This is a genomic window from Enterobacter sp. MG-EB028, assembly GCF_056673305.1.
This window is the reverse complement of record NZ_CP195079.1, coordinates 1,759,883-1,780,637: the sequence shown is the minus strand read 5'-3', so window position 1 is coordinate 1,780,637 and position 20,755 is coordinate 1,759,883. Positions and strand designations below refer to the sequence as shown.

Here is a 20,755-nt window from a genome sequence, read left to right as displayed (position 1 = left end):
ACTAAGGCAGGAACCATGATGGAATACCAGACTGCGATACGCGGTGCATTTTTCGATATTGCCCGGGTCTGCGACAGCGCAGACGCCATCGCCCAACACGCGCGCTACCTTGAGGACGGCCTGCTGTTTATCCAGCACGGAAAAATTCTGGCGCACGTGCCGTGGCAGGAGGGCGAGCAGTACCTTGACCCCCGCAAGGGCTACACCGACCTGCGCGGCAGGCTGCTGCTGCCCGGTTTTGTAGACACCCACGTCCATTATCCGCAAACGGAGATGATCGGTGCCTTTGGCGAACAGCTGCTGGAGTGGCTGACTACCTACACCTTCCCGGTGGAGAGCCAGTTTGCCGATGAAGCCTACGCGAAAGAGATCGCCGAATTTTTCATTCAGCAGCTGGTGAGCAACGGCACCACTACCGCGCTGGTGTTTTGCACGCTGCATCCGGAATCGGTCGAGGCGCTGTTTACCGAGGCCCTGCGCCTGAACATGCGCCTTATCGCCGGAAAGGTGATGATGGACAGACACACGCCGGACTACCTGAGCGAAGACGCGAAGCAGAGCTACCGGCAGACGCGGGCGCTGATCCAGCGCTGGCATCACCGGGGGCGGCTGGGGTATGCCATCACGCCGCGCTTTGCCCCGACCTCATCCCCCGAGCTGCTTGCCGCGGTCAGCCTGCTCAGAGAGGAGTTCCCGGATACCTGGCTGCAGACCCATCTGAGCGAAAACCCCAACGAAGTGGCCTGGGTAAGCGATCTCTGGCCGGAGCATGAGCGCTATCTGGACGTGTATCACCACTACGGCCTGACCGGCGAGCGCAGCGTATTTGCCCACGCGATTCACCTTCACCACAGCGAGTGGCAGTGCCTGCATGACACCGGTTCGGCGGTAGCGTTTTGCCCCACCTCTAACCTGTTTCTCGGCAGCGGGCTGTTTCGCCTGCCCGCCTGCTGGCAGCACAGGGTGCGGATGGGCATCGGTACCGACGTCGGCGCGGGCACCACCTTCAGCATGCTGCGCACTCTGGGGGAAGCCTACAAGGTGGGCCAGCTGCAGAGCTACCGCCTGCGCGCCAGCGAGGCGTTTTACCACGCCACGCTGGGCGGCGCGCATGCCCTCAGGCTGGACGATAAGATTGGCAACTTCGCGCCCGGCAAAGAGGCGGATTTTGTGGTTATCGACCCTGACGTAACGCCGCTGCAGCGCCTGCGCAACTCCCGCTGCAAGGATATTTACGAGCAGCTTTTCGTGCTGATGACCCTGGGCGACGAGCGCAACATCAGCGAGACCTGGGTCAACGGCGAGCGGGTGTGGTCAGCTACCCCGGTAGGTTGACCACCCGCCAGGGGCAATCACAAAAGGCAGATGGTAGTGTTCGTCTGCCGCCTCTCCCGTCACAAAATCAATTTGCGCGCAGGGATAGAGCGTATCGCGACCGGTTTCGCTAAACCACGCGCCGATCTCCGCCACCAGCCGATAGCGGCCCGCGGGCAGAGAGGGAACGAACGCAGTGATGCGACCCTGCGCGTTGGTCACGCCCGTGGCCAGCGTGCCCCCCTCCTGTTGCAGATGGACCGTCACACCCGCTGCGGGTTTGCCGGTTGAGATATCGAGAATATGGGTGCTGAGCGTGCTCATTCGCTAATAGCTCCTTCCAGCCGTAGCAGCGTAATTTCCCGCAACTGTTCCAGCGCGGCACGAACTTCCTGAGCGTCGCTGTTCTCCAGCCGCGCGCGCAGCGCCTGTAAAATCTCTTCGCCGCTGCGGCCCTTCGCGCGGATCAGAAAGACGCGTCCGAAGCGGGCCTCGTAGCGGGCATTGCCTTCGCGCAGCGCCCGGGCAAGGTCAGCATCGCGGTCATTCACCGCGCCCTGCTCCTGGCGCGACAGCGCCGCCTCCGCCTGTGAGCCCGCGGGCTTTTCCCCTATGCGCGGATGGGCGCTCAGGGCTTGCGCCAGCGCCGCTTCGTCCCAGTTTTGCATCAGCGATTTTGCCGTACTGAACAATTCGTCCCGGCTGGCGTAAGGCCGCCCGTGAACCAGCGCATCGACCCAGTCGGGGAGCGCCACGCAGGGGTGAATCAGCGCTAACGCCTTTTTGTGGGGAAGATGATTGAAGTCGTGCAGTGCGATCATAGTGTCTCCTTTATTGTCCTTCTCCAGGCTATTGCACAAACCACGCCACCTTGAGCGCAGGCGTGAAACAGTCGATTCCCTGTAGCGCAACTGGAAATTTTTGATTCATAAAAAGGCACGCTCACCGCGTTTGCGCACCTTAGCAGTGCAAACGTCTCCCTCACAACGCCGTTTTCGCCACTCTGCAGCCTGGTACGCAAATTGCTGAATGCCTTTACACCCTGCAAAAGGAGAGAAGCATGAAAGCAATCGTGATTGGCGCGGGTATTGGCGGTCTGAGCGCCGCCGTCGCGCTGAAGAGAGCGGGCATCGACTGTACCGTGTTTGAAGCCGTAAAAGAGATCAGGCCCGTCGGGGCGGCCATCTCCATCTGGCCGAACGGCGTGAAATGCATGCAGCACCTCGGCATGGGCGACATCATCGAGACGTACGGCGGGCCGATGCGTTTTATGGCCTACAAGGATTACCGGCGCGGCGACACCCTGACCCGCTTCAGTCTTGCCCCGCTGGTTGAGCGTACCGGCGGACGCCCCTGCCCCGTCTCGCGCGCTGAACTCCAGCGCGAAATGCTGGACTTCTGGGGACGCGACAGGGTGCAGTTCGGCAAGCGCGTGGAACATGTGCATGAAGACGACGCGGGCGTGAGCGTCACCTTCACCGATGGCACCACGGCAGCCGGGGATTTCCTGATTGCCGCCGACGGCAGCCACTCGGCGGTTCGCCCGTATGTGCTGGGATACACCCCGGAGCGCCGCTACGCCGGGTACGTGAACTGGAACGGGCTGGTGAAAATTGACGAAGAGATTGCCCCGGCGCACCAGTGGACCACCTTCGTTGGCGAGGGTAAGCGCGTGTCGCTGATGCCCGTTTCCGGCGGCCGCTTCTACTTCTTTTTTGACGTGCCGCTGCCCGCGGGCCTGGCGGAGGATCGTACCACCCTGCGCGCCGACCTCACTGGCTACTTCCGCGGCTGGGCGCCGCCGGTGCAAAGGCTTATCGCGGCGCTGGATCCTGAAACGACCAACCGCATTGAAATCCACGACATTGAGCCGTTCGACAGCCTGGTGCGCGGCAACGTCGCGCTGCTCGGTGATGCCGGGCACAGCACCACGCCTGATATCGGCCAGGGCGGCTGTGCGGCGATGGAAGATGCCGTGGTGCTGGGGGAATGCCTGCGTGAAAACCACAACATTACGCTGGCGCTGCGGCAGTACGAAGCGCTGCGCTGCGACCGGGTGCGTGACCTGGTGCTGAAGGCGCGTAAACGCTGCGACGTCACCCACGGGAAAGACATGGCGTTGACGCAGGCCTGGTATCAGGAGCTCAAAGAGGAGACCGGGGAGCGCATTATCAACGGTCTGTGCGAGACCATTCAGGGCGGCCCGTTAGGCTGAACGCAAGAGGGACAACGATGAAAAGAGAACCGACACCACCCGCCCACTGCACGTTTGAGCCAGAGGACTGGCTGCGCCTGGCGAAATGCTGGCACCCGGTTGCGCGCGCCTGCGACGTCGGCCCGGCGCCGGTCAAAGCGACCCTGCTGGATGAACAGCTGGTGATTTACCGGATCCACGACCAGGTCGTGGTCGCCCGTGACGTGTGCCCGCACCGCGGCGTGCCGCTGACGCTCGGCTTTCACGACGAGCACGGGATTATATGCCCCTACCACGGCCTCCGCTTTGGGGAAGACGGACGCTGCAACCGTATTCCGTCCAGCCCTGACCAGCCCGTTCCGGCGAAGCTGAACCTGATTAACTATGCCGTGGAGGAGCGCTTCGGCCTGATCTGGACCTGCCTGGCGTTTGACCCGGACAATCCTGCGCCGCTGCCCGCCATGCCGCACTGGGATGACGATGGATTTCAGCAGATTAACTGCCCGGCGTTTGAGGTGAACGGCTTCGCCGGGCGTCAGGTGGAGGGGTTTCTGGACGTGGCACACTTTGCGTGGATCCACACCGATACCTTTGCGGATCCCAATAATCAGCTGGTTCCCACCTATCAGCCGCAGGAGACGCCGTTCGGCTTCGAGGCCGATTACTGGAGCTCCGTGAGCAATTACCCAGCCAGCTCTGACGTGCAGGCTCCGGACGGCTTCCAGTGGCTGCGTCATTTCGAGATGCATCTGCCGTTTACCGCCACGCTGACGATTCATTTTCCGGGTGAATCGCGGCTGGTGATTATGAACGCCGCCTCGCCCGTGTCATCGCGCGTGACCCGCATGTTCGCCCCTATTGCGCGCAACTTTGACCTGCATATTCCGGTGGAGGACGTGCATGCCTTTAACCTGCGCATCTTCGAGGAAGATCGACTGATGGTGGAAACCCAGCGCCCGGAAAGTTTGCCGCTGGATCTGACGCTGGAAGCCCATATTCCCGCCGATAAAAGCTCAATTGCCTACCGCCGGGGACTGAAAAAAATGGGCTTTGGCGAATTTTTCCTGGTATGACGGAGGCCGATATGCTGAACGTGATTGTCGACGGGCTGTGGCGTGAGGGGGATAAAAGCCTTGCCGTCAGGCTGGTGGCCGAAAACGGCGAAACGCTGCCGTCCTGGCAGCCCGGCGCGCATATTGATGTCCACCTGCCCAGCGGCGTGGTACGCCAGTACTCCCTGACCGGGGCATGTCAGGACGAGAGCTATCTTATCTGCGTGGGGCGTGAAGCCGCCTCGCGCGGCGGGTCGCGCTACGTTCACGAGACGCTGCGTCCCGGACAGACGCTTTCGATCTCTGCCCCGCGCAACCTGTTTCCGCTACATCAGGCTGAGCGGGTGTTGCTGCTGGCGGCGGGGATTGGCATTACGCCGCTGTATGCGATGGCCCTGCAGCTGAAGGCGTCCGGTACGCCGTTTACGCTGCACTATTACGTCAAATACCGTCAAAGCGCGGCGTTTGCGCGCGAACTCTCGCAGCATGGTGAGTGCATTATTCATACCGCCAGCCCGCGATCCACCCTGGCAGAGCACCTTCCCGCGCCCGAGGCAGGTTTGCGCGCCTGGGTGTGCGGACCGGCGGGCTTTATGGAAAAAGTGCGTGAGGTGGCGACGGCGAAGGGATGGGAGGACGACCATATCCACAGCGAGGCGTTTCAGCCCGCTGCGCCTGTCACGGGCGGTATCGCGGGCGAGATCTTTACGGTCAAACTCGCCTCCACCGGGGAGCGCTGGCCGGTTCCTGCGGATAAAACCATCGCCCGGGTACTGCAGGAAAACGGCGTGGACGTGCCGCTGTCCTGCGAGATGGGGATCTGCGGTGCCTGCCTGACGCCAGTGATTGACGGCGTGGTGGATCACCGGGATAGCGTGCAGTCGGAGGCGGAAAAAAGCTCGCCGGACCAGCAGGTGGCGCTGTGCTGTTCTCGGAGCCATTCCAGGGAGCTGGTGATTGGGCTGTAAAACGAAATAAATATCCTCCGGCACAGCCGGAGGTTTTTCAGATGTGCCGGTAAGGCTTTGTTATCAGACGCGTCCCGGCTGCCACGCGTAATCAATATGGTTGGCCTGCTCGCGCGCCAACGCTTCATCGCCCTGCAATCGCGCCGCCAGGGTAAAAGCGAAATCAAATACTTTACCCAGCCCGCGGCCGCTCAGCAGATTGCCATCCTCCACCACGTCGGCGTTGACGTACATGCCATCGCTGACCGTTTTCCACAACTCGCCGGAGCAGACATAGCGACGCCCCTTCAGCAGTCCGTTGCCGCCCAGCACGCGAGCGGCGGCGGAGCAGATCGGGCAGATATATTTGCCCGCTTCATCGTGGCGGCGGACGAAGGCAATAACCTCCGCGCTTTTCGCCAGGTTAACGCTGCCTTGCGGGCCTCCCGGTAACACCACGGCGTCAAAGGTCTGGTCGAGGCTGACCTGCAGAGTGCTGTCCGCCATCACAGAGATGGCGTGATAGCTCACCACTTCGCGACTCTCGCCGCAGGCAATTGTCTGCACCGTAATATTCAGGCGGCGCAGGATATCGACAGTGACGATCGCTTCCCCTTCTTCAAAACCGGGGGCTAATAGCACGGCTACGCTTTTCATCTTGCTCTCCATTGCTTAAGGCTTACCAGTACGGATGCCAAATCTGTCGCAACCGCGCCAGCAGCTCAAGATAGAAATAGTCACCCCAGCTACAGCACTGATCGACGCCCTTACCGCTGCCCATGTGATAAACCGAGTGCTGCAGCAGCCCTTCGGTCGGATCGTCGTCATGGGCAAGGTAGTTATCGGTCAGCGACTGCGCAATACGCAGCGCCATCTCTTCATAATACGCGCGGTTTGCGTCGAGCGTCGGCAGCGCCTTGACCAGCTCCAGAAGGCCACAGGCGGCAATCGCCGCCGCTGAACTGTCGCGCACGGCGTCGGTACCGAGCAGGGCCAGATCCCAGTGGCAAATATCATCTTCCGGCAGACGGTTGAGGAAGTAATGCGCCAGGCTGCGTGACAGCTCAACCATCTGCTTATCGCCGGTGTGCTGATAGCTGAGCAGAAAGCCGTAAATGCCCCATGCCTGGCCGCGCGACCAGCACGAGGTATCGCTGTAGCCCTGATGGGTATTGCCAAAGCGCGGCTCACCCGTCTGCACATCCATATAGTAAGTGTGATAAGTCGAGGCATCTTCACGCACGATATACTTCGCTGCCTGTCCGGCGTGCGCCGTCGCCGCTTGCGCATAGCGCGGATCCCCGGTCTGTTCGCTGGCCCAGTACAGCAGCGGCAGGTTCATATTGCAGTCGATGATCATTCGTCCCTGCTGCTCCGGGTCGTTTAAATCACCCCACGCCTGAATAATGTTGGCCGTCGGATTAAAACGCTCCATCAGGCGCTCTGCCGCCAGCAGCGCCGACTGGCGAGCGGCTTCGTTGCCGGTGAGCCGCCAGGCGCTGATGCAGGAGAGCGAATAGAGGAACCCGAGATCGTGCGTGGCGGTGTCGATACGCTGCTCAATACGCCGGGCGAACGACGGTAAATAGCGCTCGGCGGCTTCGCGATAATGCGCTTTGCCGGTCATCTCCCACGCCAGCCACAGCTGGCCGGGCCAAAAGCTGGTGGTCCATTCCACGTTATCGGTGCGCGGCCAGACCCCCTTCTCACAGGCTTCGCCGGGGAACTTATCGCCGAAGGCGACAATATTCTTGTCGAGCTTGCGCGTGACGCGGGATAACGCCGCTTCCAGCTTCTGGCTCAGCGCCAGGCGATCGACCTGAAGCAGCTCGATCGGCCGCAGCGCTTCGGTGATAACAGATTTGGTCATAACAACTCCTGAATTAATGTTTGGCCGGTTCAACCGGGGCGGTATCTAAAGCCGGAGCAAAGGGTCGTGAGTCATCGCGCGTCGACTGGCAGCGCGACAGCGTAAAGGCGGAAATCAGCGTAAATATCAGGGCGCAGCAGCCCATCAGCAGATAGGTATGCTCAAAGCCTATCCTGTCGTACAGGTAGCCGGCAGGCGGGGCGACCACAATCGAGCCAACGTAAATCATCGCCTGGTAGCCCAGCAGGTACATCGTGGCGTTAACCCGACGATGGAAATGTTCGGCGATGTATTTGAAGACCGAAATCAGCAGCAGCGCGATCTCGACGCCATAAAACGGTTTGATGATGGAGATAACAATCGGGTCGCTGGTCAGTCCGGAGGCGATCAGCCGTGCTCCGACCACACAGCCGCAGAACAGCAGGCCGCGCTTAGCGCCGTAGTGGTTCACCAGCCACGGGATAAACATCATCATCACGAACTCCATCCCCGACTGGACGGTGCTCAGGTAGCCGTACCAGGCATTCCCCTGCTCTTTGGTGGCGAAGAACGACACGAAGTAGCGCGGGAACTGCTGCTCGGCGATAAACATCATCCACGCCACCCCGGCGACGTAGAGGCTGAACATCCAGAATTTGCGGTTTTTCAGCAGCATCAGCACGTCGGCAAAAACGATCTTATTGGCGGAAATGACGCTGTTGTTGCGCAGCTGCTCGTCGCCGATTTTGAGGCTAATCAGCACCAGCAGCATCACTACCGAGGTACCGCTGCTGAGCAGAAAGTTGGCCAGCGGCGTGACGTTAAACAACAGCCCGGAGACCGAAGCCGCCATCGCCCAGCCCAGCGAGCCCCACATTCTGATGCGGCCAAACTCCAGCCCGTACAGGCGGCTAAAGCGGTCGGCGTAAGATTCAGACGCCGCCACGCCGGCGTACCAGCCCAGGCTCAGATACAGCGCGCCGATGATAATCCCCGCCATCGCATGGCTTTGCAGCAGCGGCTGGTATACCAGCGCAAAAAACGGCGCCATCAGCGCAGAAATGGCGCAGACAAAATAGAGCAGCCACTTGCTCATGCCGATTTTGTCCATGATGTAGCCGTACACCGGCTTCAGGACCACCGCGAAGACGCCATTAATAGCGAACACGCTGCCGATGGTGACGCTATCAAGGCCCACTTTCTGGCTCAGCCACAGGGCATACAGGCCAAAGCTGGATGACCACGTGAAGAAGTAAAGGAAAATAAAGGTACTCATTTTGTACTGCGCGGCGCGTACGGACGATGATGTGCTCATAGTGATGCCTCCGGAGCCAGAACGAGCGTCGTTTCTTGTCGTGCCGTCACGAAGCGTACCGCGTCATCGCTAATGATGGCCTGTGGGCAGCGTTGCGGATCGAAGTCGGCGGCATTTCCCGCCCACACCGCGCTGATTAACACATGCTTGCCGGGGTCGAGTTCACCGCGCAGCAGCGGCACCGCCGCGCGCTCGGCGAACAAAAGATTGCTGTTTGGCGGCGTCAACACCGTCTCGCCGCGGCGGGCGTGCGGATGGAGACAGAAAATGGCTGATACATCCCGGACATTGCGTAACCAGCAGGCGCTGTCACTCTCGTGGACCTGCGGCTGCGGGCGGTTTGCCAGGCTAAAGCCACCTTCCGCGCAGTCCAGCGCGCGCCGGGTATCGATACGATGGACGCGCAGCTGCCAGTCACCCAGCGCCAGCAACCAGGTCTCAATCACCACATCGCGCCACGGCAGCCAGCGGCTGTAAATGGTGCCGTTTGCGGTGACCACGTGCTGGCATTCGCGGCGGCCACGCCAGTAGTTATCCTTTTCGGCCAGCAGCAGCATCGAATCAGGCGCGGCATGGTTCAGGCCGTAGCGCCCGCGTTCAATGGTGAAGCCAAAGCGGGTGGAATAGGCAAATTTGCAGTATTTCGCTTCGGTATTGACGAAGTTGTTCAGCTCCAGCTGGCCGGAAGTCAGCATCCACAGGTGGTCGGCCTGATGCACCACCACCTGATCCGCGTGGGCTATCGTGTGCTGCGCGGGCAACGGCGGCAGCGGCAGCTCAGCCGCCTGCCAGAAGGCATTGCCCTCATCTAATGCCAGCACCAGCAGGGTCTTCAGGCCCCAGTACGGTGAACCCGGCGCGTTGTAGTCTTCCGCCATCGCCAGATTCGGGTAGCTGTAGCCAACGCTAAGTACGCCGTCGCGGTCGAACATCGGCTGCTTCAGCCACCAGCGCAGATGGCGCAGAACGATGCCCTTAATCACGCCGGGCGAAAAAACCTCCAGCCCGGCGAAGGCCGCCGCACTCCAGAACGCCGCCTCAGCAAAGCGGTAGGTCAGGCTGCGGCCAAACGGGATCGCCGCGCCGTCTTCGGCAAAGAAATGGATGAAGTCAGAGGAGAAACGCGCGGCCCGGTCACGCAGCGTTGCACAACGCTTTGGATCGACCCCGGCCATGAGCTTCGCGTAAATCAGGCCATAGAAATGGAAGCCCATCGAAATGTAATAGTCGCGCGGCCGGCCCGGACCATCGGAGTACCAGCCATCGCCGAGGTAGTAGTGCTCCATGGCAGCAAAATGAGCTTCCAGCGCCTGCGGGTTGGTTGGCATGCCGCAATAATGGAAGCCGACCTGCACCAGAATCGGAAAGAAGTGCCAGTTGTTATCGGGGATATCCTGGGTCTCGCACTGCTTTAGCCAGCGCCATAAATTCTCTTTCTCCGTCTCGGTGAAGTGTGCCAGTACGGTTTCACCCGCCAGCGCCAGCAGCAGCCCGTAGGCCGCCATCTCGACGATTCGCTGATCGTAAGGCCCGACATCGCCCCAGTAATCGGCATGGTGCGGATTGGTGCCGTTTTTTATTGCCTGTAAATAGAATGAGAAGTGCTGCGGCTCGCTGCCGCCAGCCAACAGCGGCGTCACGCCCCACAGCAGGCGGGAAAACGTTTCCATGCTCGCGACACGCTGGCCGTAGTGAGCGGTAAAGTTCGCTAAATCAATGCGGCTGGCGTCTTTTTTAAACCAGGGCGCCACCGCGTTCAGCATATCGTTGACCAGCCGTTGCACCTCTTCCCGGCTTGTCAGTGGATTATCCAGATGAATATTTTCAGGTTGCACAGGGTCCTCCCGCATTACACGAGGGTAGAGATAAGTTATTGTTATTAGGCTTTTTAAAGCCACGAGGGCGACGTCTGAATGAAGAGTATCTGCTTTTATTCCCGGCGCTGAGTGAGCCGACTCACAAAATTAAACCGCCATTTCATTTTTACTGGATTTTGTCGAACGCGAGGGGGATAAATTACAAATGATGGCCTAAAAATTTAAATCTGTTGTTCTGGAGGTAAAATGGGTGAAGCGCAGCTGCTGGAACGCATTACGCTCGATCGGCAGGCCATTTCTTTCAACCGCATGTACACCACCAGCGCGATTTACTACCACTGGCATCAATGCGTTGAATTGCTCTATATCTCCAGCGGCTACGGCATCGTGGTGGTGGATAATCAGCACTACACCGCCCGTCCGGGGCGATTATTTATCTTCCCACCCTTCCGCTTGCACAAAGTGCAGGTGGATCATAGCGATAAGAACCCCTATCACCGCACTACCATGCACATTGAGCAATCGGTCGTCGAAAGTGCGCTCAGCGCCTTCCCGCGCCATCAGGCCCGGTTCGCCGCGCTGGCCGCCAGCAATCTGCCAGCACAGATTTACGATCTCAGCAATCACGCGGCGTTTATCGAGAGGATCCTTGAACAGTTTCAGCGCCTGGAGGGCAACGAGCAGACCGAGGCCTGCGAGGTTGCATTTTTGGTGATGCAGCTCATGACGTTTCTGCCCGAGCAGCCGCAGCCCTACCCTCCGCGCCAGCAGACCGTCGCCTCGCGGATTATGAGCTGGGTCGAAGCCCACTATGCCAGCAAGTTTTCGCTCGACCAGCTAGCGCACGACCTGGGGCTTTCGCGCAGCTATACCTCACGCATTTTCCGCCAGCAGACCGGCGGTACTATCCACGAATATTTGCTGACCCGGCGAATAAAAAGCAGCTGCGAGCTGTTACGGTACAGCGATGAGCCTATTGACGCCATCGCCCTGGCAGTCGGGTTTAGCGAGGTGACCTATTTCATCACCTGCTTTAAAAAGATGATGCGTCAGACGCCACTGCAGTATCGACGCAGTATCCGCTGCACCAGAATTCCCTGTTAGGGCGGTTTTAACAAATCAAAGGGGATTTTGAACGCTGGATCAAAGCGGACGGGTTTGCTGAACCTCCAGCCTGGCCGGGGGTCTTCTGTGCACAAAAAAACCCAGGTCGCATAACGACCTGGGTTTCGAATTTGGCGGAAGCGTAGAGATTCGAACTCTAGAACCCTTTCGGGTCGCCGGTTTTCAAGACCGGTGCCTTCAACCGCTCGGCCACGCTTCCAAAGTGAGGCGCACTATAAACATCTATTAGCGCCTTGTAAAGCAGGAATTTTTCTATTTTTCCCCACAGGCGTTTGACTGCGCAAAAAGTCACCCGGACGCCGCCCTTCCATCGCTTCCTCCTACCTTGTACATACCGTTACACAGCAACGCTCATTCTTTTAAATCACCGTGGTATAGAATGCCCCAAAAATAGACGGTCAATTGTTGTGTAATTGTAATAAACCCGGGTAACGCGGGTTTTAACGCATTACCGCCATATAACCTTACTGGTTGATGATGAAAATCAAAAATACGTTTTGCTTACATATCCTGATGGCGGTTTTGGCCATTTTAGCCCTGAGCTTTCACCCGCTGGTGACAAGCTTTGATCCGCCGCTTACATTCCAGCCGTTGATCAAATCCATGGCGGGGACGGCTAAAGAACAGGCGGAAAAAATAGCCACCATTTCTCATGCCCTCGAAGGGAACGCTATTTTTTTCATCGGCGCGTCTGAGGTTGCCACCTCAGAAGATGAACATTACGCCGTATATAATTATTTTAATAAGCAATTACACCAGCCCGTCGTGGCCTATGGCGATGCGTTTGTCGATGACGAAACGCAATTTTTACTTCTCTCGCGTTTTAAAAATAGCTTTAATGCAAACAGCAAAGTGGTATTGCTTCTCGCACCCGATGCCTTTTACTCAAAAGGTCTGCCGCCCGCTATCTATGCGGATAATTTCCCGGGTTCTGTTTTTAATCCTCTGATGAAAGATCCGCAAGCGCGTCCGATACTGGTGAATGACGTAAAGCATATTGATCCTAAAGGGATAAGCCATTTAACCTTTGGCCAAATGCGTATCTACGGCTGGCACCCCGACCTGATTTGGGATGAACTCAGTTTTCAATTTGCAAATTTTTGCACCCTGATAAAAAACGACTGGCTGTCGCTGCTCAACATTACGCCAAAAACGGCGCAACCCTGGCCGCCGCAGCCAACCACCCACATTGCCCCTGACTGGGATAAAGAGCTGGCGAATGCCCGCGAGTTAAATAAAAAACGCCAGCAGAGCGCGGCCACCCTGTGGATGGACAAAACGATTTACGAGGAGGACGGTACACGGCAGCAGTGGGATGACACGCCGGTCGTACCTGCGCAAATCGCCGCATTCAGAAAAACCGTCCAGCTGCTGAAAGACCGTCACGTGCAGGTGATTGCGATCGTCGACCCGGTAAACCCCTGGGCGCTTTACAATACCGACACCTTCCGCCCGGTTGATAAGCAAATTCAAACCATTCTGAAAGAGAACCAGATCCCTTATTTAGATATGTACGCCATGCCTTATCAGAATGGCTGGAACTGGGATCGTTTGCACCCTTCCGAACTGGCCTGGGTTCCTATGATTCGCTTTATTGCACAGAGCTTTAAATAATGAAAATCGCGATCCGTCTTTTTTTCCTTTATCTCCTGCTGGCGATCACCATCGTCGCGTGGACCGCTGTCGATGACAGCATGAGTATGCAGCTGCATTTTGAATATCAAAAGTTCTGAGGCCGAATGATGTATAGCTCAGGAATGTTTTTTGTCTATTTGTTTTCATCTGCCCTGGTGTTTGCGCTGGTCAATCGCGTATTACGTCATCGTCTGACTTATTTATCGGCCTTATCCGTCCTGGCTGCACTAGGCTGGGGCTATATTTTTCAGGGTGATTACCGTGTTCCCGCGGTCGTTTTTTTCAGTTTTTACCTTGTCGCCACGTTAAAAGAAAAAGGATGGTTAAAAACCTGGCAGGCTATTGTGTTAACGCTGCTTCCTTTATTTTTGGTGAAATTGCACGTTAATCATCATCTCGGCATGATCGGCCTCTCTTTTATGACGTTCCGCGCGGTGGACGTTCTGCTCTATCGCAGTAAAAAAGAAGGGCAGAATTTCCTGCACTATTTCTGCTATCTGTTTATGCCTTTTATTATTCTGGCTGGCCCAATGTACCGCTGGCGGACATGGATGAGCGACGTCAGCAAGCCCGTCTTTGCCCTTAATCGCGAGCAGTTTTTAGTCGCGTTAGAGCAAATTATTACCGGCATTATCCAGAAGTTCCTGTTTGCCATGCTGATTGATTCACTTGTCGTGCAGCCCTGGAGCCATAAGCCGTTTACGCTGACCGTGGGCGTGGTGATGTCGATTGCCTATAGCGCCTATCTCTACTTTGATTTTGCGGGCTACAGCAATATGGCCATCGGCGCAGGCCGCCTGTTTGGGTTGAACATTCCGGCAAACTTCAATATGCCGCTTCTGGCGAAAAATCCGCAGGACTTCTGGCGCCGCTTCCACATCAGCCTGTCTGAATGGCTGCGCGACGTGGTCTTTATGCCCGTTTATATGAACCTGATGAAGTTCAACTTTTTCCGCCAGAACAAAACGCTGGCGCAAAATATCGGTATTTTTTGCACCCTGTTCTGCATGGGGGCGTGGAACGGCCTGGAACGCCATTACGTGATTAGCGGCGCGCTGTTTGGCGCGATTTCCGTCGCGCACAACATGCTGTTGTGGTCAGCCAAACGCAGCCCGGCGTTACAGCGTGGCTTGCAGTATCCGGCCGTTGCGTTTTTAGGGCGAATTCTGACGCTGGGAAGCGCCGCGGGCTCCCTTTACATCTTTAGTGGAATGTCACCTCTATGAAAAATCACACCGATCTGCAGGAACTGCAGGATTTCTTGCGTGCGGCATTATGCGATCCCGCCTCCCCGCAGCAGCTGGCCATCAGCGGCAGCGACGAGGCCTTAAGCTGGCTGCAGCTTTCCGCTGCCGTGACGGACTGGGCACAGCGCTATGAGCGTTGCCAGCCTGTTGCCGGTACGCCGGTCGTATTGTACGGACATCAGCAGGCCGAGTTCGCCGTGGCGATTTATAGCTGCCTGCTGCACAACATTCCGTACATTCCGGTGGACTGCATTTACCCGCAGGAGCGCCTGCGGGAGATCTGCCATCTGGCCAGCGCCCCTTACTATTACGACGTGGCGACGCGGCAGTTCCTCGCCACCGGCGAGGCGGGCAAGATGCTGGAGGAGCAAGATCTGGCCTATATCATGTTTACCTCAGGCAGCACCGGCAAACCGAAAGGCGTGCAGATTGGTCGTGAAAGCGTATGGCACTTCATGAAGTGGGTCAGTCAGGACTTTTCGCTGCCGGAAAAACCGGTGCTGATGAACCACGCGGTGTTCAGCTTTGACCTCTCCCTGATCCCTTTACTGGCGAATCTGGCGATGGGGGGCCACATCGTGCTGAACGCTAAAGAGGATATCCAGAAAGAGAACTGGCTGGCGCGGCTGAAAAGCAACGCGGTTTCCGCCTGGGTTTCCACCCCCTCTTTTGCCTACCAACAGCTGCTTTCCCCGCACTTTAACAGCGAGTATTTACCTGCACTCAGCGTCTTTATCTTTATTGGCGAAGTGCTCAATAAAGTGCTGGTTAAACAGCTGCGCCGCCGCTTCCCGCTGGCCAGAATCATCAACTCCTATGGCCCAACGGAAGCGACCATCGCAACGACCGTGGTTGAAATCACGGATGAGATCCTGAATAGCGACAGCGCCGTGCTGCCGGTGGGAGTCATGATGCCTGACAGCCGAATGGAAATTTCCGCCGAGGGCGAGCTGATTATCTGGGGCAAAAACGTCATGCGCGGCTACCTCGGCCTGCCGCAGGAGAACGCGGCAAAACTGCTGCGTCGGGAAAATGACGCGTTTCGCGGCTACCGGACCGGCGATCTGGGCTATGAAGACGGGCTTATCTACTGCCAGGGCCGCAACGACAGCCAGGTCAAGCTGAATGGCTACCGCATTGAGATCAACGAGATCGAAAACCGCCTGCTGGCTATGTCCGGCATCAGCGAAGCGGTGGTGATGCCGCTGATGAAACCCTGCGGCAGCGTGCTGCGCATCGCCGCGTTCTGCGTGACGGATATGGCACCGGATGCGATCAAAACCTCTCTGGCAAAGGTGGTTCCCCACTATATGGTGCCTTCACAAATTATCGTAAAAGACGCTTTGCCGCTGAATCCTAACGGCAAAATTGACCGCAAGCTGCTGGACGCTTACGCCCGCACACATTAATTATCCCAGGAAAAATGATGGAACAAGATATTCTCGCCCTGTTTGAAAAAGTGTTATCCCGCAAGGTGGGCTTTCACGATGAACTGATTGAATCTGACATTCTCGACTCCATTCTGGCGGTCGACATGGTGCTGGAGGTGCAGGACGTTTACGGCTGTACGATCCCGCCGACCGACGTGGCGACGGTGCTGAAAACCCCGGCAGATCTCGCCCGCTATATTGAAGAGAACCGTTAACGCCCGCTCCTCTGATGGCTCCGGGGATCTCACCGGGGCCCATCATTCGCTCTCCCCTTCTGGATATCTTTCACAGGAATGAAACCCACCGCTTTTACTATTTCTCCTACACTTTAGGGGTACTGTCGGTACGGGAAAAAAAACAAGCCAACATCATCAGGACAATAATGGTTCGCTATGCGTTCAGCCAGCGATCGTTGTGTCTTTCACAGAGGAGTCTGCGGTATGGCATTCGTAACAACGAAAGACGGCGTCAACATTTACTACAAAGACTGGGGTCCGAAAGAGGCTCAGCCCATTGTTTTCCATCACGGCTGGCCGCTGAGTGCCGATGACTGGGATAACCAGATGCTCTTCTTCCTTGCAGAAGGCTATCGCGTTATCGCTATCGATCGTCGTGGTCACGGCCGTTCTGATCAGGTCAGTGAAGGGCACGATATGGATCATTATGCGGCCGACGCGTCAGCCGTGGTTGAAAGCCTGGACCTGCACAATGCCGTGCACGTCGGCCACTCGACCGGCGGTGGTCAGGTTGCCCGTTATGTTGCGAAGTACGGCCAGCCGCAGGGGCGCGTCGCCAAAGCGGTGCTCGTCAGTTCCGTTCCTCCTCTGATGGTCAAAACGGACACTAACCCCGGCGGGACGCCCGTTGAGGTTTTCGACGGCTTCCGTAAAGCGCTGGCGGCTAATCGCGCCCAGTTTTACCTCGACGTCGCCAGCGGTCCTTTTTACGGTTTTAACCGGGAGGGAGCCGAGGTTTCACAGGGTACGATTCAGAACTGGTGGCGTCAGGGGATGATCGGAAGCGCCAAAGCCCACTATGAGGGGATCAAGGCGTTTTCAGAAACCGATCAGACAGAGGATTTGAAAACCATTACGGTTCCCGTTCTGGTGATGCAGGGCGACGACGATCAGGTTGTGCCTTATAAGAATGCCGCCCTTCTGCAGGATAAGCTGCTGGCGAACAGCGTGCTGAAAATCTATCCGGGCTTCCCGCACGGGATGCATACCACGCACGCGGATACCATTAACGCGGACATCCTGGCCTTTATTCGTTCCTAGACGTCAGGTTTACAGATAAGCGCAAAAGAAAAACCCCAGCTTAACGAGTAAGCTGGGGTTTATATCTGGCGGAAGCGCAGAGATTCGAACTCTGGAACCCTTTCGGGTCGCCGGTTTTCAAGACCGGTGCCTTCAACCGCTCGGCCACACTTCCTGAGTGAGGCGAACTATAAACACCTCACCGCATGCTGTAAAGAGCGGCTGTACTCGTTCGCTGTAAAAATAGCCAAAACGTGTTTAATCGGTTGAACTGACAACATATCGGCGATTTTATCAGCATAAAATCCAGCCCTCTCGCTTAGTGCTTTTTGATGTACATATCTTTTGTGAAGTAGTACCCCAGCTTATCCGGCGTAAAGCCACCGACCCACGGTTTGACCAGGTGCGTACGGACGTAGTGATAAACCGGAATGGCCGGCACATCACGGCCCAACAGATCTTCCGCCTGCTGGTAGAACTTACCCCGCGCTGCCGGCGTTTTGGCCTTTGCGGCGTTGATCAAGGCTTGATCGTAGTCCGGGTTGCTGTACTGGCTGGTATTTTCACTGTCGCCGGTACGGAAGTTGTTCAGGAAGGTCGCCGCGTCGTCGTAGTCGGCAATCCAGGCGTAACGTACCGCGTCAAAGTTGTGGGTGTGCATGGTATCCAGCATGGTTTTCCACTCCTGGTTTTGCAGCTTCGCGTCTACGCCAAGGTTTTTCTTCCACATAGAGCTGGCTGCAATCGCGATGCGCTGGTGCGATTCAGAGGTGTTATAGAGCAGGTTGAAGCGCAGAGGATGGCTTTCGTTGTACCCGGCCTCGTTGAGCAGTTTTTTCGCCTCAGCAATGCGCTTGTCCAGCGGCCAGCTGGCGTAATCCGGATTCTGCAGCTTGACCCCGCCAATGTCCGGCTGGCTAATCAGCCACGCCGGGCGCTGTCCCTGCCCTAACACTTTTCCGGCAATGATGTCTTTATCCAGCGCCATATTTAGCGCCTTACGCACCCGCGCGTCGTTGAACGGCGGCCGGGTGGTGTTGAATTCGTAGTAATAGGTCGCCAACTGCGGGGAGACATCCAGTTGGCTGCCCAGGTTTTTCTTGAGCTGGGCAAACTGGTTAATCGGCACCGTGTACACAATATCAATTTCGCCCGCTTTGTAGCGGTTCACATCGGAGGCCTCCGAGGTGATGGGCAGGTAGGTCACCTTGTTGATGACGGTATGCGCGTTATCCCAGTAGCGCGGGTTACGCTCCGCCACAATGCGTTCGTTGACCACCCACTGAGACAGTTTATACGCCCCGCTGCTGACGAAATGCTCCGGTTTAGTCCACTTTTCGCCGAAACGGCCAATCAGCACTTTATCCACTGGCACCAGCGACGGGTGCGCCAGCATCGCCAGAAACGCCGCGTTGGGCTGGGTGAGCGTCACTTCCAACGTGGTGTCGTTAATTGCTTTTACGCCCAGCGTGTCGGGGGATTTTTTCCCCTGAGCGATATCGGCCGCGTTGGCGATATGCATGTTGCCCGGATAGCTGGCATAGGGAGAAGCCGTTTTAGGGTCGATCAGGCGCTGCCAGCTCCAGACCACATCCTCTGCGGTAATCGCCGTGCCGTCGCTCCAGGTGATGCCCGGACGCAAGTGGAACGTCCAGACGGTGTTGTCCTTGTTCTCCCATTTTTCTGCCAGCCGTGGTTGAATTTCCCCTGACGGGGAAACACTCACCAGACCTTCGAATAAATCGCTGATAATATTAAATTCGACATCGCTTTCGACTTTATGCGGGTCGAGCGAGGCCGGTTCGCTACCGTTGTTTCTGACCAGTTCCTGTTTTTCGGCCAGCGCGGTTCCTGCCGGCACATTCGCCGCCCAGGTCGCCGTGCTGGCGCACAGGATCCCTGCGGTGAGTAAAGTGAGCGTAAAGCGCGTGCGTGTTTGTGGTTTCATTTCCTTCGCCTTATTGTCTGTTTTGTGACGATCCGGAAATAACTCTTAGCGGCCTTATGGTAATAAAGCAATATTTTTCAGTAACCTATAAGAGGTTGATCTGATTAATCTCGACAAACCGTTGTTCATACTGATGAAACGTATTTCTGCAGAAGAAATAACCAGCTCCGGCGCTAACCTGCTGAGTAAAGATGGGTAAAACCACTTTGAGACTGACGCGCCGTTTCCTATTCTTTCCGTTAATTACATCTGTCATAAGAGAGTGACTCATGGATCGTATAATTACTTCCTCACGCGACCGCACATCGCTACTCAGTACCCACAAGGTGCTGCGCAACACCTACTTCATGCTCAGCCTGACGCTGGCGTTTTCGGCGATCACCGCTACCGCCAGCACCGTGCTGATGCTGCCGTCTCCGGGGCTGATTCTGACCCTGGTGGGCATGTATGGTCTGATGTTCCTGACCTACAAAACCGCTGACAAACCGGTCGGTATTCTTTCCGCGTTCGCCTTCACCGGCTTCCTGGGCTACATCCTGGGGCCGATCCTGAACGCGTACCTGTCTGCCGGCATGGGTGACGTGATTGGCATGGCGCTGGGCGGCACCGCGCTGGTGTTCTTCTGCTGCTCGGCCTACGTGCTGACTACGCGCAAGGACATGTCCTTCCTCGGCGGTATGCTGATGGCGGGTATCGTGGTGGTGCTGATTGGCATGGTGGCAAACATCTTCCTGCAGCTGCCTGCCCTGCATCTGGCAATCAGCGCGGTGTTTATCCTGCTGTCATCCGGCGCGATCCTGTACGAAACCAGCAACATCATTCACGGCGGTGAGACCAACTACATTCGCGCGACCGTGAGCCTCTATGTGTCGCTGTACAATATCTTCGTCAGCCTGCTGAGCATCCTGGGCTTCGCCAGCCGGGATTAATCCACAGCGCTGTGAACCTGGCCCCGCTTATGCGGGGCTTTGTTTTTTGGTACACTGCTGCGGTTTTTGACTGACGCGTGAATGACTATGTTGAGTTTTGAAGGCAAAGAGTTTGAGACCGATAATGACGGTTATCTGAAAGAGAGTGGCCAGTGGAGCGAAGCGCTGGCAGAAGTGATTGCTGAGAAAGAAGGGATTACCCTCTCCCCCGAACACTGGGAAGTGGTGCGTTTCGTGCGCGAATTCTATCTCGAATTCAACACCTCTCCGGCGATCCGCATGCTGGTTAAAGCAATGGCCAACAAGTTCGGCGAAGAGAAAGGCAACAGCCGCTATCTGTATCGTCTGTTCCCGAAGGGCCCGGCAAAACAGGCCACCAAAATTGCCGGCCTGCCAAAACCGGTGAAGTGCATTTAGTAGCGTATACCGAAGTTAACGTACTCCCGGCCGGGTTGATGTGGTTCCGTTAAGACTTTATCAACCCGCGCGCTGCGCGGCCCGCCCGCTTTCAGCCACGCCATCAGTTTTTCAACCTGCTCCGCGTCGCCGCAGGCGACCACCTCAACGCTGCCGTCGTCCATATTTCGCGCGTATCCCGTGAGCCCAAGCTCAATCGCTTCGCGCTGGGTGCTGTAGCGGAACCCGACGCCCTGAACGACGCCGTGAACCCAGGCAATGGTGCAGACTTTTGACATTT

At 57.1% G+C, this 20,755-nt stretch carries 20 protein-coding genes and 2 tRNA genes; 12 read left to right on the top strand and 10 right to left on the bottom strand.

What is annotated here, in order from left to right; all coding sequences use genetic code 11:
* The first annotated feature begins 15 nt into the window (after positions 1–15).
* On the top strand, positions 16–1,335 hold the full coding sequence (gene guaD, locus ACR42C_RS08350; RefSeq protein ID WP_479985007.1) for a guanine deaminase: 1,320 nt from the start codon (positions 16–18) through the stop codon (positions 1,333–1,335).
* Here the strand turns inward: guaD and uraH are convergent.
* Together uraH and uraD are read right to left on the bottom strand one after the other, a co-directional pair.
* Positions 1,315–1,638: a hydroxyisourate hydrolase gene (gene uraH / locus ACR42C_RS08345; protein WP_116340830.1), complete on the bottom strand. Its 324-nt coding sequence runs from the start codon at positions 1,636–1,638 to the stop codon at positions 1,315–1,317. The two genes, guaD and uraH, sit on opposite strands and share 21 nt — an antisense overlap.
* A complete protein-coding gene (gene uraD / locus ACR42C_RS08340) occupies positions 1,635–2,135 on the bottom strand; it encodes a 2-oxo-4-hydroxy-4-carboxy-5-ureidoimidazoline decarboxylase (RefSeq protein ID WP_479985006.1) in 501 nt (166 codons plus the stop codon). The genes uraH and uraD overlap by 4 nt, the downstream gene beginning before the upstream one ends.
* Positions 2,136–2,374: 239 nt before the next feature.
* On the opposite strand from uraD, the gene hpxO reads away from it, so the two are divergent.
* Genes hpxO through ACR42C_RS08325 form a run of 3 tightly spaced genes read left to right on the top strand, consistent with a single transcriptional unit; the run spans position 2,375 to position 5,528 of the window.
* Complete coding sequence (gene hpxO, locus ACR42C_RS08335; protein ID WP_479985005.1) at positions 2,375–3,529, top strand: FAD-dependent urate hydroxylase HpxO; 1,155 nt, start codon at positions 2,375–2,377, stop codon at positions 3,527–3,529.
* A gap of 17 nt (positions 3,530–3,546) precedes the next feature.
* Positions 3,547–4,581 (top strand): molybdenum cofactor-independent xanthine hydroxylase subunit HpxD, encoded by a 1,035-nt coding sequence (hpxD, locus tag ACR42C_RS08330; RefSeq protein WP_479985004.1) that lies wholly within the window; start codon positions 3,547–3,549, stop codon positions 4,579–4,581.
* Between the two features lie 11 nt (positions 4,582–4,592).
* Positions 4,593–5,528 (top strand): PDR/VanB family oxidoreductase, encoded by a 936-nt coding sequence (locus ACR42C_RS08325; RefSeq protein WP_479985003.1) that lies wholly within the window; start codon positions 4,593–4,595, stop codon positions 5,526–5,528.
* Between the two features lie 63 nt (positions 5,529–5,591).
* Here ACR42C_RS08325 and ACR42C_RS08320 read toward each other — a convergent pair whose 3' ends face one another.
* Genes ACR42C_RS08320 through ACR42C_RS08305 form a run of 4 tightly spaced genes read right to left on the bottom strand, consistent with a single transcriptional unit; the run spans position 5,592 to position 10,506 of the window.
* Complete coding sequence (locus tag ACR42C_RS08320) at positions 5,592–6,164, bottom strand: DJ-1/PfpI family protein (RefSeq protein ID WP_316380079.1); 573 nt, start codon at positions 6,162–6,164, stop codon at positions 5,592–5,594.
* A gap of 22 nt (positions 6,165–6,186) precedes the next feature.
* Positions 6,187–7,377 carry a glycoside hydrolase family 88 protein gene (locus tag ACR42C_RS08315; protein WP_166710671.1) on the bottom strand — a complete coding sequence of 397 codons (1,191 nt, stop codon included), beginning with the start codon at positions 7,375–7,377 and terminating at the stop codon, positions 6,187–6,189.
* Positions 7,378–7,390: 13 nt separating this feature from the next.
* A complete protein-coding gene (locus ACR42C_RS08310) occupies positions 7,391–8,671 on the bottom strand; it encodes an oligosaccharide MFS transporter (protein ID WP_192983003.1) in 1,281 nt (426 codons plus the stop codon).
* Positions 8,668–10,506 (bottom strand): DUF2264 domain-containing protein, encoded by a 1,839-nt coding sequence (locus ACR42C_RS08305; RefSeq protein WP_479985002.1) that lies wholly within the window; start codon positions 10,504–10,506, stop codon positions 8,668–8,670. Before ACR42C_RS08305 ends, ACR42C_RS08310 begins: the two co-directional genes overlap by 4 nt.
* A 228-nt stretch (positions 10,507–10,734) precedes the next feature.
* Between ACR42C_RS08305 and ACR42C_RS08300 the strand changes: the two genes are divergently transcribed.
* Positions 10,735–11,592, top strand: a complete 858-nt coding sequence (locus ACR42C_RS08300) for an AraC family transcriptional regulator (protein WP_116340848.1) — start codon at positions 10,735–10,737, stop codon at positions 11,590–11,592.
* A gap of 132 nt (positions 11,593–11,724) precedes the next feature.
* Here ACR42C_RS08300 and ACR42C_RS08295 read toward each other — a convergent pair.
* Positions 11,725–11,812: transfer RNA gene (locus ACR42C_RS08295), tRNA-Ser, on the bottom strand.
* A 278-nt stretch (positions 11,813–12,090) separates the two neighbouring features.
* Between ACR42C_RS08295 and ACR42C_RS08290 the strand changes: the two genes are divergently transcribed.
* From ACR42C_RS08290 to ACR42C_RS08270, 5 genes are all read left to right on the top strand, one after another.
* Positions 12,091–13,227, top strand: coding sequence for a D-alanyl-lipoteichoic acid biosynthesis protein DltD (locus tag ACR42C_RS08290; protein ID WP_479985184.1), 1,137 nt, complete (start codon positions 12,091–12,093; stop codon positions 13,225–13,227).
* 128 nt (positions 13,228–13,355) lie between these two features.
* A complete protein-coding gene (locus ACR42C_RS08285) occupies positions 13,356–14,474 on the top strand; it encodes an MBOAT family O-acyltransferase (RefSeq protein ID WP_479985183.1) in 1,119 nt (372 codons plus the stop codon).
* Positions 14,471–15,904: an AMP-binding protein gene (locus ACR42C_RS08280; protein ID WP_479985001.1), complete on the top strand. Its 1,434-nt coding sequence runs from the start codon at positions 14,471–14,473 to the stop codon at positions 15,902–15,904. The genes ACR42C_RS08285 and ACR42C_RS08280 overlap by 4 nt, the downstream gene beginning before the upstream one ends.
* Positions 15,905–15,921: 17 nt before the next feature.
* A complete protein-coding gene (locus ACR42C_RS08275; RefSeq protein WP_116340856.1) occupies positions 15,922–16,140 on the top strand; it encodes an acyl carrier protein in 219 nt (72 codons plus the stop codon).
* A 225-nt stretch (positions 16,141–16,365) separates the two neighbouring features.
* On the top strand, positions 16,366–17,202 hold the full coding sequence (locus ACR42C_RS08270) for an alpha/beta fold hydrolase (protein WP_116340858.1): 837 nt from the start codon (positions 16,366–16,368) through the stop codon (positions 17,200–17,202).
* Positions 17,203–17,268: 66 nt separating this feature from the next.
* Here ACR42C_RS08270 and ACR42C_RS08265 read toward each other — a convergent pair.
* Together ACR42C_RS08265 and ACR42C_RS08260 are read right to left on the bottom strand one after the other, a co-directional pair.
* Positions 17,269–17,356: transfer RNA gene (locus ACR42C_RS08265), tRNA-Ser, on the bottom strand.
* 144 nt (positions 17,357–17,500) lie between these two features.
* A complete protein-coding gene (locus ACR42C_RS08260) occupies positions 17,501–19,129 on the bottom strand; it encodes an ABC transporter substrate-binding protein (RefSeq protein WP_479985000.1) in 1,629 nt (542 codons plus the stop codon).
* A 269-nt stretch (positions 19,130–19,398) separates the two neighbouring features.
* Between ACR42C_RS08260 and yccA the strand changes: the two genes are divergently transcribed.
* Entirely contained in the window at positions 19,399–20,058 is a 660-nt protein-coding gene (yccA, locus tag ACR42C_RS08255; RefSeq protein WP_013097244.1) for an FtsH protease modulator YccA, read from the top strand.
* A gap of 87 nt (positions 20,059–20,145) precedes the next feature.
* Positions 20,146–20,475, top strand: a complete 330-nt coding sequence (gene tusE, locus ACR42C_RS08250) for a sulfurtransferase TusE (RefSeq protein WP_163329600.1) — start codon at positions 20,146–20,148, stop codon at positions 20,473–20,475.
* Here the strand turns inward: tusE and yccX are convergent.
* Positions 20,472–20,753, bottom strand: a complete 282-nt coding sequence (gene yccX / locus ACR42C_RS08245; protein WP_218728834.1) for an acylphosphatase — start codon at positions 20,751–20,753, stop codon at positions 20,472–20,474. The genes tusE and yccX overlap by 4 nt on opposite strands.
* Between the last annotated feature and the right edge of the window lie 2 nt (positions 20,754–20,755).